Source organism: Kribbella sp. NPDC049584 (assembly GCF_040675555.1).
Lineage (GTDB): Bacteria > Actinomycetota > Actinomycetes > Propionibacteriales > Kribbellaceae > Kribbella.
This window is the reverse complement of record NZ_JBFAPF010000007.1, coordinates 400,992-411,897: the sequence shown is the minus strand read 5'-3', so window position 1 is coordinate 411,897 and position 10,906 is coordinate 400,992. Positions and strand designations below refer to the sequence as shown.

General features: G+C 67.3%; 11 protein-coding genes. 3 read left to right on the top strand and 8 right to left on the bottom strand.

The window, feature by feature from the left end:
• Positions 1–570: 570 nt before the first annotated feature.
• The 7 genes from AB0J62_RS25375 to AB0J62_RS25345 form a co-directional block, all read right to left on the bottom strand.
• Positions 571–1,128, bottom strand: coding sequence for a GNAT family protein (locus AB0J62_RS25375; protein WP_363875883.1), 558 nt, complete (start codon positions 1,126–1,128; stop codon positions 571–573).
• Positions 1,125–2,399: an ROK family transcriptional regulator gene (locus tag AB0J62_RS25370; RefSeq protein WP_363875880.1), complete on the bottom strand. Its 1,275-nt coding sequence runs from the start codon at positions 2,397–2,399 to the stop codon at positions 1,125–1,127. The genes AB0J62_RS25375 and AB0J62_RS25370 overlap by 4 nt, the downstream gene beginning before the upstream one ends.
• Before the next feature lie 66 nt (positions 2,400–2,465).
• Positions 2,466–3,731: an enolase C-terminal domain-like protein gene (locus AB0J62_RS25365; RefSeq protein WP_363875877.1), complete on the bottom strand. Its 1,266-nt coding sequence runs from the start codon at positions 3,729–3,731 to the stop codon at positions 2,466–2,468.
• Positions 3,732–4,607, bottom strand: a complete 876-nt coding sequence (locus AB0J62_RS25360) for an NAD(P)-dependent oxidoreductase (RefSeq protein WP_363875874.1) — start codon at positions 4,605–4,607, stop codon at positions 3,732–3,734. It abuts the gene before it with no gap.
• Positions 4,604–5,488, bottom strand: a complete 885-nt coding sequence (locus AB0J62_RS25355; protein WP_363875871.1) for a carbohydrate ABC transporter permease — start codon at positions 5,486–5,488, stop codon at positions 4,604–4,606. Before AB0J62_RS25355 ends, AB0J62_RS25360 begins: the two co-directional genes overlap by 4 nt.
• Positions 5,485–6,399, bottom strand: a complete 915-nt coding sequence (locus AB0J62_RS25350) for a sugar ABC transporter permease (protein ID WP_134100183.1) — start codon at positions 6,397–6,399, stop codon at positions 5,485–5,487. The genes AB0J62_RS25355 and AB0J62_RS25350 overlap by 4 nt, the downstream gene beginning before the upstream one ends.
• A gap of 4 nt (positions 6,400–6,403) precedes the next feature.
• Positions 6,404–7,795: an extracellular solute-binding protein gene (locus tag AB0J62_RS25345; RefSeq protein ID WP_363875866.1), complete on the bottom strand. Its 1,392-nt coding sequence runs from the start codon at positions 7,793–7,795 to the stop codon at positions 6,404–6,406.
• Positions 7,796–7,981: 186 nt separating this feature from the next.
• Here AB0J62_RS25345 and AB0J62_RS25340 point away from each other — a divergent pair, with 186 nt between their 5' ends.
• Positions 7,982–8,353 (top strand): VOC family protein, encoded by a 372-nt coding sequence (locus AB0J62_RS25340; protein ID WP_363875863.1) that lies wholly within the window; start codon positions 7,982–7,984, stop codon positions 8,351–8,353.
• Positions 8,354–8,377: 24 nt separating this feature from the next.
• Positions 8,378–8,842, top strand: coding sequence for a GNAT family N-acetyltransferase (locus AB0J62_RS25335; RefSeq protein WP_363875860.1), 465 nt, complete (start codon positions 8,378–8,380; stop codon positions 8,840–8,842).
• Here the strand turns inward: AB0J62_RS25335 and AB0J62_RS25330 are convergent.
• Positions 8,839–9,894, bottom strand: coding sequence for a DUF4185 domain-containing protein (locus AB0J62_RS25330; RefSeq protein WP_363875857.1), 1,056 nt, complete (start codon positions 9,892–9,894; stop codon positions 8,839–8,841). The two genes, AB0J62_RS25335 and AB0J62_RS25330, sit on opposite strands and share 4 nt — an antisense overlap.
• 268 nt (positions 9,895–10,162) lie before the next feature.
• On the opposite strand from AB0J62_RS25330, the gene AB0J62_RS25325 reads away from it, so the two are divergent.
• On the top strand, positions 10,163–10,906 hold the full coding sequence (locus tag AB0J62_RS25325) for an SDR family NAD(P)-dependent oxidoreductase (RefSeq protein WP_363875854.1): 744 nt from the start codon (positions 10,163–10,165) through the stop codon (positions 10,904–10,906).

Genomic DNA, 10,906 nt, shown 5'->3' with positions numbered 1-10,906 from the left:
CTCCACCCTGCCTTCGCCAACCCCCCAACCACAAACCCCGGCCCCGGGGCCCCTAACGGCGCCCGGCGCGCGGGTATGTATGTAAGGGCCCACCCTCTCCGGGGAGGATGGCAGCTACGTTCCGCACCCGGACTGAGCAGGAGCTGCGCTCCGCGCGTGGACTGAGCAGGAGCTGCGCTCCGCGCGTGGACTGAGCAGGAGCTGCGCTCCGCGCGTGGACTGAGCAGGAGCTGCGCTCCGCACGTGGACTGAGCAGGAGCTGCGCCCGGCAGGTGGCCCGAGAGGAGCTGCGCTCGCAGGTCGGTCCAGCAGCTGATCCGCAGGCAGGTGAGGCGGCCGCTGCCTTGCGCAGGTGGCCTGACGGCAGCTGCAATCCCCAGGTGAGCTCATCAGCAGCCGCCTCTCACACCTCCGTCTGCCCGTCGCGCACTGGAGGGTCTGCTTCCTGCGAGCACTTCCCGGAAGCGCCGTCCGAGCACCTCCCGGAAGCACCTTCCCGGCACTTCCCGAGTACCTGCTGCGGGTAGCTCCGCGAGGCCGGCGCCGCTAGGCGCCGGGCTCGCGGGCTGTTCAGGCGCCGGGGGCGCGGTTGTTGAGGATTCTTTGGTAGAGGTTGCAGTCTTGCCAGACGCCGCCGATGTGTAGGTAGGTGGGGGCGAAGCCGATCTGGTTGAAGCCGGTGCGTTGGAGGACGCGTTGGGAGGCGACGTTGTTCTTCAGGGTGCTGGCTTCGATGCGGTGGAGTTTGAACTCGGTGTCCGCGAGCTCGGTGACCGCCTCGACGGCCAGTGTGGCGAGGCCCCGACCAGTCACGTCAGCGGCCAGCCAGTAGCCGAGGCTCGCGCTGCGGAACGGTCCGGCGACGACGTCCTGCAGTGTGAAGGCGCCGATGACGCGGTCGGACTCGACCAGCAGCCACGGCACGACCTGACCGTTCTTGTAGCGCTCCAGCGTGCTCGCCAGCCGCTCCCGCTGGCCGGCAACAGTGAACCAGCCGTCAGGCCGAGACGGTTCCCACGGCGACAAGTGATCCCACGACCGGGTGTACTCGTCCGCCAGCGCAGCAGCGTCCTCGAGGGTGGCGATCCGGAGTTGTACGTCGGAAGTCAGCGAGCGGGCTTCAATCACTTCGGCAGCCTACGTGCCTGGCTGGAGCCCGACACGCGAGGGGTGAAAGCGTCGTGGAAGATCGTCGATGCCGCCCCGACCGCGGCCGCATCGGTCTGCAACATCGACTCCTCGACCGCGACCGGACGGGTCTCCCGAGCCACCGGATGCGCGTTCACCGCACGCCCGATCTCGGTCAGGAAGATCTCCGAGATCTCCTTCATGTACGCCGGTCCGCCGAGCACCACGAGATCGATATCGAGCAGATCGACCAACCCGACCGCGCCTTGTCCGACCACCCGCGCCACCTGCGTGACCGCCTTCACCGCAGCCGCATCACCGTCCGCGGCCGCCTTGCACACCGCCTTGTACCGCTTGGCCTCATCGGTCGCGCCCGGATCGGTCTCGACGTACCCGAACTCGGCCGCGATCACCGGCAACGAAGCCGTCGGATTGCACTCGGGGATCATCCGCGGACCGTCCTCCGGGTCCCACTCCCCCATCCGCAGCGCCGCGATCTGCCCGAACTCACCCGCGTTCGCCGAACCCCCGCGATAGATCGACCCGTTCAGGATCAATCCGCTCCCGACGCCCGTACCGAGATACAAATACGCGAAGTCCCGCGCCCGCGCGGAACGCCCGATCCAGCGTTCACCGATCGCGGCCGCCGTACCGTCCTTCTCCACCAGCACCGGGTGATTCAGCCGCTCCTGCAGCAACTTCCGGATCTTCAACCCACGCCAGGCAGGCTGCAGCGGAAGCGCGAGCAGCGAGCCGTCCCTGTCGATCGGCCCTGGTACGGCGACGCCGACGCCGAGCATCGACGCGGGATCGACCTGGCTGATGCTCAACGCCGCGGTCACCGTCGCCGCGGTTAGATCGATCAGCTTGTCGGCCTCGAGACCGTCCGCGAGATCGACGGTCTCGCGCCGCACGATCCTCCCGTCCAGATCCACGACCGCGACCGTCAGCAGCTCCGGGTCGATGTGGATCCCCACCGCGTGCGCGGCATTCGACCGCATCCGCACCGGAGTCCGCGGCTTCCCGAGTCGTTCGGCGCGCTCCTGCGCCTCCTCCACCAGCAGCCCTTGCTGAAGGAGGATGCGCAGGATCCGCGACACCGACTGCTGGGTGAGACCGGTCCGGCGGGAGATCTCGGTCCGGCTGATGGTGCCGGCCAGCCGGATCGTCTCGATGATCACAGCCTCGTTGAACGAACCCAGGTCGTACTGGTTCGCGCCGGCCCGCCGCAGGCCTTCGAACTCGGCCAGGTCGTTCACCGAATCGTTCATCTCCACCTCCCCGTCTCACCTCGAGTAGCCGCGATCGTACTGCGCACTGTGTGCGCGCCGGCGTGTTTACGGCGCTTCCAGCGCACCGTCGATGCGTCGTACGCCCGCTGCCCACTCGTCGTGTCCGGACAGTTGCGCGGGATAACGGGCCGCCGCCTCCAGATCGATGTCGATACCCCAGCCCGGCGCCTCGTTCGGGCGCAGCCAGCCGTCCTCGATCCGCAGTGTCCCGGGGAACACCTCGTGGACCGCGTCGTCGTAGATGTGACCCTCTTGGATGCCAAAGGCAACAGAACTCACGTCGAGCGCGACGTTCGCCGCGGCCCCGATCGGCGAGGTGTCGCCCGGCCCGTGCCACGCCGTCCGTACGCCGGAGATCTCGGCCAGGTCCGCCAGCTTGCGCGCCGGCGTCAGGCCGCCGATATCGGAGACATGCGACCGGATGAAGTCGACACCGCCGTCCCGGATCAGCCGAACGGCGTCACCGAACGACGTCGTCAGCTCGCCGACGGCCAGTGGCACCGGCGACGCGGCCCGCACCTCGGGCAGCCGGTCCCACAGCTCCGGCGCCAGCACGTCCTCGAGGAAGAACAACCGGTGCGGCTCCAGCGAACGAGCCAGCAGCACCGCTTCCTTCGGCGTCAGCCGCGAATGTACGTCGTGCAGCAGCTCGATGTTGTCCGGCAGCGCCTGCCGGGCCTCGGCGAACAGCTCCGGCGTCGTGCGCAGGTAGTCCCGCGCCGACCAGCCGTTGTGGTACGGCGCATCCGGGTAGAGCGTCGGCACCCGCGGAGCGCCGTACCCGCCACCGCCCGGCGTCGACATCTGCAGCCGGATGTGTCGCCAGCCCTGAGCGATCAGCTTCTGGGCGTGCTCGATGGTGTCCTCGATCGTCTTGCCGCTGGCGTGGATGTACGTGTCCGCGGCGGCGCGGACCTTGCCGCCGAGCAGCTCGTACACCGGCATCCCGGCGCGCTTGCCGGCGATGTCCCACAGTGCCTGGTCGATACCGGAGATCGCGTTGTTGGTGACCGGTCCGCCGCGCCAGTAGCCGGAGTACCCGGCCAGGCGGGTCAGGTCGCCGATGTCACCCGGGTAGCGGCCGACGAGCAGCCGGGACAGGTGCTCGTCGACGAATGTCTGCACCGCCTTCCACCGCTGGGTGAATGTGGCACAGCCGAGCCCGTACAAGCCGGGTTCGGTGGTGTCGATCTTCACGACGACCAGCGGGATGCCTTGCGGCGCCGTGACGATCGCCTTCACCTCGCGGATCCGGATGTCGTCGCGGACGGGCCACGGCTGGTCGAAGTTCGTCGGACTGTGCTGAGCCATTCAGGACTCCAGGGGAAGGGTGGGTAGGTCGAGTTCGTGCTTGGCCCGGAAGCCGAGCACCGTGCGGATGGCGGTCAGGTCGATCGGCACCTCGCGGCCGATGAACCGCCGCGTGCGCGGCACGTCCGGCGCGAACGCGTCGAGCAGGTCCTCGGTCGCGTACGGCGCGGTGGTTGTGTCCGCGGCGACGAAGAACGTGTGGGCGCCGGACAACGGCGCGGTCAGCCCGAGCTCCACGGCGTACGCCGCGTCCCGGGTGTCCAGGTAGCTCCACGCCTCGCGCAGTCCGTCGGCCGGCTTCACCCGGGCGTGCTCGGCCATCCGCTCGAGCACGTCCGGCGAGTTCACATGCGGGAACCGGAACGAGACCACGTCGATCCCCCACCGGCGCCACGCCATCCGTGCGGTGTTCTCGTCGTTCTGCTTCGACAGCGAGTACCAGTCGCCGACGTCGGTCGGCGCCTTCTCGTCCCACGGGAAGTACGGCTGGCGGATCTCGTGCGGGTTGAACGGGACGCCGGTCGCGTTGATGCTGCTCGCGATCACCGCCCGGTCGATGCCGAGCGCGCCGGCCTGCGCGAGCACGTTGAACGTCGACACGACATTGATCGAATAGACGTCGTACGGCGTACCGGCCGACGGGTGCGCGAGCGCCGCCAGGTGGACGACGTACTCCGCACCCTCGAGCGCCCGGGCGACATCGGTTTCGGAGCGGGTGTCGCCGATCAGCACCCGGTCCGCCTTCAGGTCCGGGTGCTCGACGTTCGACAGGGCGGTCACCTTCGCACCCAGGTCGTTCAGGTGCTCGACCGTGACCAGCCCGATCCGGCCGGCGGCCCCCGTGACCAGCACGCGCCGGCCGTTCAGTTCACTCACTCTTTGATGCCTCCCGCCATTCCCACACCACGCAGGAATTGTTTCTGGAACAACAAGAACAGCACGACAGGTATCAGAACCGCGAGGAACAGCGCGCTCATCTGCAGCGAGATCTCTGTGGTCTTGGCCACCCGCGGCAGGGCGACCGAGATCGGTTGCAGCGTCGGGTCGGGCAGCACCAGCAGCGGCCAGAGGTAGTCCTTCCACGAACCGATCACGGTCAGCAGCGCGACGACCCCGACGATCGGCTTCGACAGCGGCAGGATCAGCGCCGTGAACAGCCGCAGGTTGCTCGCGCCGTCGATCCGGGCCGCCTCGACCAGCTCGCGCGGGATCGAGTCGAAGTACCGCTTCATGATCAGGACGTTGAACGCGCTCGCCGCCGACGGGAGCCAGACCGCCCAGAAGGTGTTCTGCAGGCTGACGTGGAGCAGCGGCATGTCCAGGACGGTCATGTAGAGCGGGACCAGCGAGATGACGCCTGGCAGGAACAGCGTCGCGAGCACGGCGCCGGTGATGATCGGGCCCCACTTCGGCCGCAGGATGCTCAGCACGAAGGCTCCCGTCGTACACACGAACAGCGTCGAGATCATCGAGCCGATCGCGATGAACGCCGTGTTGCCCAGGTACGCGCCGATCTGCACGCGGTTCCAGGCGTCCGGGATGTTCTTCAGCTGGATCCCCGACGGCCACAGCTGCATCGGGCCGCTGAGGATGTCCTGGCTGGTCGAGACGCCGGACTTGAGCAGCCAGAGCAGGGGGCCGACGCCGGCGACCAGCACGCCGACGAAGATCAGCACCTGGATCGCCGGCAGTCCGTAGCGGATCAGGCCGCGCTGCCGGTCGGCTGTCGAGATGATTCCGCGCTCGGAAATGCTCATGTCGTACTCCAGCGGCGAGTGACGAAGTGGTAGACGACCGAGAGCACGCACAGCACCCCGGCGAGCAGCACGCTCAGCGCCGTCGCGGCGCCGAAGTCGCCGTTGATGAACGCGTACCGGTAGATAAGCAGCAGAACCGTCAGCGTGGCGTTGTTCGGACCGCCGCCGGTGAACAGGAACGGTTCGGTGAACACCTGGAACGTCCCGATCAGCTGCAGCAGCATCATGATCAGGATGATTCCGCGGATCTGCGGCAGCGTGACGTGCCAGACGCGGCTCCAGATCCCCGCCCCGTCCAGCTCGGCCGCCTCGTACAACTCCGTGCGTACGCCGGTCAGCGCCGCCAGGTAGATGATCGAGGTCGCGCCCGCGCCGGCCCAGGTCGCCTCGAGCACGATAGCGGGCATCGCAAGGGTCTGCGAGTTCAGCCAGGCGAACGGCCCGATCCCGAACCAGCCGAGGATGGAGTTGAAGACGCCTGCCCCGCTCGGGTCGTAGAAGAAGGTCCAGAGCAGGATGGCGGCCACCGGCGGTACGACGGCCGGCAGGTACGACAGCACGTTGTACAGCCAGCCGGTCTTGCGCAGCTCGCTGATGAAGACCGCCAGGAACAGCGGCACCGGGAATCCGAAGATCAGCGCCAGGAAGGCGAAGTACAGCGTGTTGAGCGCCGCCTGCGGGAGCTGCGGATCGGTCAGCACGTAGCTGAAGTTCGACCACCCGACCCATTCGGCCGGGGCCACCAGGTTGTTCTTCTGGAAGCTGAGCACCAGACCGCGGACGATCGGGCCCCAGGAGAAGTACAGGAAGATCAGCACCAGGGGCAGGGCGAAGAAGATACTGCTGAGCCCGCCGGAGCGGTACCAGGTGGTAACGCTCCGGCTCGACTTCTGCGTTCGTTGCTGGAACATGTGGCTACCGCGCCAGACGCGCGTCGATCTTCGCGGCGGCATCGCTGACCAGCTTGTCGATGTCCGCGTCCTTCTTGGTGAGCACCTGCTGGACCACCGGGTCGAGCAGCGAGTAGACCTCCTGGCCCTTGTTCGACGGCTCGGGCAGCAGCTTTAGCGACGTGGTCGAGTCGATGTAGCCCTGGAACTGCTTGACCGGGACGTTGACGTACGGCTCACGCCACTTGTTGAACTGGTCGTACGTCGACTGGCTCAGCGGGGTGATGCCGGGACGGCCGACGAAGCCCTTGTCGGCGATCGTGGTCTTGGCGTCCTGCACCGCGACCGACTCGGTCGTGTACTTGTCGAACTGGTCGAACTTGATCCACTTCAGCGCCGCGACGATCTCGTTCTTGGTCGCCTTCGGGCTGATCATCTTCAGCGAGCCGCCGGTCAGCGTGCCGTGCGGGCCGCCGTCCTGCGGCAGCGCGCCCTCACCGAAGTCGGCGGGCTTCATGCCGAACTGCTTCACGGCCATGTCGTACGCGTCCGGCGCCTGCAGGACCATGCCGATCTTGCCGGCCGCGAAGTCCTGCCGGACCTCCTCCTGGTTGTACAGGAACCGGCTGCCCATCGAGTTGTCGGTCCAGCGCATGTCCTTCAGCAGCTGCAGCGCCTTCTTGGTCGGCGCGTCGTTGAAGGTCGACTTCTTGCCGTCCGGGCTCTCGACCGTGCCGCCCATGCTGTAGGTCATCGTGGTCAGCATCCAGCCACCGGTGTTGTTGGTGGTCAGCTGTGCGTACCCCGCCTTGCCGGTCTTGTCGTGGATCTGCTTGGCGTACTGCCGGACCTCGTCCCACGTCGTCGGCGGCTTGTCCGGGTCCAGACCGGCCTGCTTGAACAGGTTGCGGTTGTAGGCGAGGCCGACCGAGAACACGTCGGTCGGCACGCCGTAGATCCGGCCGTTGGCGTCCTGGACGATCTTCAGGACGTTCGGGTTCAGGTCCTTGGTCAGGTCGACCAGCTTCAGCTCGTCGGTGATGTCCGGGAGCTGCTTGTTCGGGATCATGTTGGCGGGCTCGGTGAAGCTGATGTTCATCACCGTCGGCAGCGTGCCGCCGGCCACCTGGGCCTGGAAGGTCTGCGCCTGCCAGGCGGTCTCGGTCGACTTCACCGTGATGTTCGGGTTCTTCGCCATGAAGTCTTTGATCTTCTGGTCGAACGCCTTGATGTCGTTCGGCTTGTCCGGGGTCGGGCGGTCGCCGATCGTGATCGTGACCGGCGCGTTCTGGTCGACGTCGCCGCCCGCCCCGCCGGACGACGACGGCGTCGTGGCCTTCGCACAGCCGGCCGCGAGCATCAGGCCCGCCACACCGAGGGCAGTCCCAAACCGGCCCCACCTGCTCACACTCGTCATCGGAACTCCTCAGGTTTCCGGATGCCGCCGATGCGCTCTGAGCCACACACCGGCCAGGTCCCGAGTAAGTTAAACCAAGCGTGTTACTAACTCAAGACCTTGACAGCCATTGATGCGATAACGCTTGCGCAACATGTCGAGACCTCTCGGACGGCGCCGACGTACCCCAGCGAGAAGGAGGAACAGATGGCTAACCAGGTTGTGCACTTCGAGATCATCGGGACCTCGCCGGAGGGCCTGCGGGAGTACTACGGGGAGCTCTTCGGCTGGACGTTCGCGGTCGGGGACACCGTGTCTGCGGCGGTGTCCGAGGCTGGGCAGTACGGGTTCGTCGAGGCATCGGTTGCTGGGCTCAACGGCGGTGTCGGCGGTGGCGCCTCGCTGGCGGCGAAGGTCTTGTTCTATGTCGGGGTCGACGATGTCGGCGCTGCTCTGGAGCAGGCTGAGCGGCTTGGCGGGCGGCGGGTGTTCGGGCCGGACGGTGTGCCGGGGAAGTTGGTGGTCGGCCAGTTCACCGACCCGGAGGGCAACCTCATCGGGGTCGCCGGGCCGCGGTGAACCGGTGGAGGTGAGGATGGGCGCATGCAGCTGCGAGCGGCGAGTGCGGCCGACCTTCCGTTCCTGATCGAGATGTTGCTTGAGGCATGTAACTGGGACGGGACTCCCTGGTACGACGAGGCGAAGGTGCGGGCGGATGAGCGCGCCTGGCGCTATCTCGCCGGCTGGCCGCGGGAGACGGACTTCGGGGTGATTGCGGAGGTGGACGGCGTACCGGCCGGCGCCACCTGGGCTCGCTTGCTGCGTGGGTATGGGTACGTCGCGGACGACGTTCCGGAGATCACGCTCGGGGTCTCCCCCGCGCATCGTCGCCAGGGCGTGGCGCGGGCCGTGCTGTCCGAGCTGATCGCGAACGCCCGCGCGGCGTCGTACCAGCGGCTGTCGTTGAGTGTTGACCCGGACAACCCGGCGCGGAAGCTCTACGCGTCGCTCGGGTTCGTGAAGATCGGCGTGGTCGGTACGTCGGACACGATGGTGCTCGACCTCTAGCCGAACCCGCGGACGCGGAACTGCATTACGCGGTACGGCCAGCCGTTGGCGGTGTTCCACTGGCTCACGGACAGGTGCATGTCCGACAAGGTGGATCCGGGGATGACGTAACCGCCGTACAGCTGCGCCACGTGGTTGCCGTCCTCGGAGCCCCAGTTGCCGCCGTAGATAAGCGTTTGGCGGTACGCCGTGTAGAGGTTCGACGTCGGCGTGTCCATGATGATGCCGTCGATGCGGTAATCGCCGGCGTTGAACCAGGTCAGGACCCACTTGCCGCCGAGCGGGCGCAGACTCATCTCGCCGAAGCTCCCGGTCAGGATCGGCGTCGCCGGGTTCCCCCACGCCCACACCCCGTCGCGGTAGCCCCACGGCTCGTACGCCGCCGGGTTCGCGATCTGGTCGGCGCGGACGCGCTTCAGGATGATCGGCTTGTCGCGCTGGAAGCCGGTCGAATAGACGTACACGTACCCGTCGTTCCCGAGCCCCCACGTCAGCAGCTGGAACAGCCCGCCGTCGATGTTCGGGTCGAACTTCGCGCCGGTGTGATACCAGCTCGCGCCCGAGTTGTCCGACCGCCAGATCTCGGTCCAGACCACGTTGCCGAGACCCTTGTTCACCATCGCATGCAGGTACATCGAGCCGCCGATCGTGATCACATCCGACGGCAGCACGGTCGAGAACGTCGGATTGTCGTGCGGGTAGTCCCACAACTGCTGCGCTGCATCGCCCCCGACGGCGCCCGACCATTTCACGCCGCTGTTCAGGTCCGTCGTCGTGGACCACAACGCGACCGGCGACCGCCACCATCCCCCGCCGACAGCCGGCTGCTCGAACGTGTCGCCGAACATGAAGAGCAGCCTCCCGTCCGGCGTACGCGCCGGAATGCCGAGGTCGGTCGCCGCCATCCGGAACCGGTCGGTGAGCCCCGGCCCGGTCAGGTCGGCGACCTTGCTCGTCAGCACGGCCTGGGTGCTCGCGAAGGCGGTGGACGGTACGGCGGCGACAACGCCGGCGCCGAACGCGGCGCGGAGGAACGTGGATCGCTTCATCATCGCTGTCTCCCAGGGGCGGTTGGAAGGAATGCGGGAAATCGATTTCTGACTCTCGCGCAGCAACCAGCCTCTGTCAAGGGTTGACCAGTACGGATGCCAGCCGGGTGAACTGCTTGCACTGGGTCGCATTCAGCGCCCCGCGGCCGTCGCCGGCTTCGTAGTGAGGCCCGGCGCCTGGGATCCCGTGACTCACCTCACGCCGGTCTGCTGTCACGAGCCGGACCACCGGGGCATCTCCTGATCAAACAAATTCCACAGGAGGAGCATGATGAGCAACACGGCGCAGACCACGGCGCTGGTTACCGGGGCGAACAAGGGACTCGGCTACGAAGCAGCCCGTCGGCTCGGTGAGCTGGGTTGGAAGGTCTTCGTCGGCGCGCGTGACGCGGACCGCGGCAGGGCCGCCGTCGGGAAGCTGACGGCCGACGGCCTGGATGCAGTACTGGTCCCGCTCGACGTCACGTCCGACGAATCGGTCGCTGATGCTCTGCAGGTTGTCGCCAAGCACACTGACCGGCTCGACGTACTGATCAACAACGCCGGCGCGCCCGGGCACGCGGTACACCCCGGCGAGGCGACCGCCGACGAACTGCACGCCGTGTACGACGCCAACGTGTACGGCCCGGTGCGGGTCACCCACGCGTTCCTGCCGCTGCTGCAAGCGGCGGAGAACCCACGGGTGGTGATGGTCTCGAGCGCCGGTGGAGCCTTCAGCGTGGTGCTGGACCCGGAGCAGCCGGTGTCCAACCTGCACGAGCTCGCGTACAGCTCCTCGAAGGCCGCGCTGAATATGATCACGGTCAGGTACGCGAAGGCGCTGCCGAACATCAAGTTCAACGCGGTCACGCCGGGCGAGACCGCGAACCATACGTTCGCGGCCACTGACATGAACAACCACAAGGGTCAGCTGACCGTCACCCAAGGCACGGACTCGATCATCCGGATGGCCACCATCGGCCCAGACGGCCCGACCGGCACGTTCGAGGATCGCCTCGGTCCGGTGGACTGGTAG

Bases quoted from the DNA above. Each gene is read 5' to 3' on its own strand.
- AB0J62_RS25350 (WP_134100183.1), bottom strand. From the start codon at position 6,399: ATGTTCCAGCAACGAACGCAGAAGTCGAGCCGGAGCGTTACCACCTGG.
- AB0J62_RS25365 (WP_363875877.1), bottom strand. From the start codon at position 3,731: ATGGCTCAGCACAGTCCGACGAACTTCGACCAGCCGTGGCCCGTCCGC.
- AB0J62_RS25345 (WP_363875866.1), bottom strand. From the start codon at position 7,795: ATGACGAGTGTGAGCAGGTGGGGCCGGTTTGGGACTGCCCTCGGTGTG.
- AB0J62_RS25330 (WP_363875857.1), bottom strand. From the start codon at position 9,894: ATGATGAAGCGATCCACGTTCCTCCGCGCCGCGTTCGGCGCCGGCGTT.
- AB0J62_RS25355 (WP_363875871.1), bottom strand. From the start codon at position 5,488: ATGAGCATTTCCGAGCGCGGAATCATCTCGACAGCCGACCGGCAGCGC.
- AB0J62_RS25325 (WP_363875854.1), top strand. From the start codon at position 10,163: ATGAGCAACACGGCGCAGACCACGGCGCTGGTTACCGGGGCGAACAAG.
- AB0J62_RS25340 (WP_363875863.1), top strand. From the start codon at position 7,982: ATGGCTAACCAGGTTGTGCACTTCGAGATCATCGGGACCTCGCCGGAG.
- AB0J62_RS25335 (WP_363875860.1), top strand. From the start codon at position 8,378: ATGCAGCTGCGAGCGGCGAGTGCGGCCGACCTTCCGTTCCTGATCGAG.
- AB0J62_RS25370 (WP_363875880.1), bottom strand. From the start codon at position 2,399: ATGAACGATTCGGTGAACGACCTGGCCGAGTTCGAAGGCCTGCGGCGG.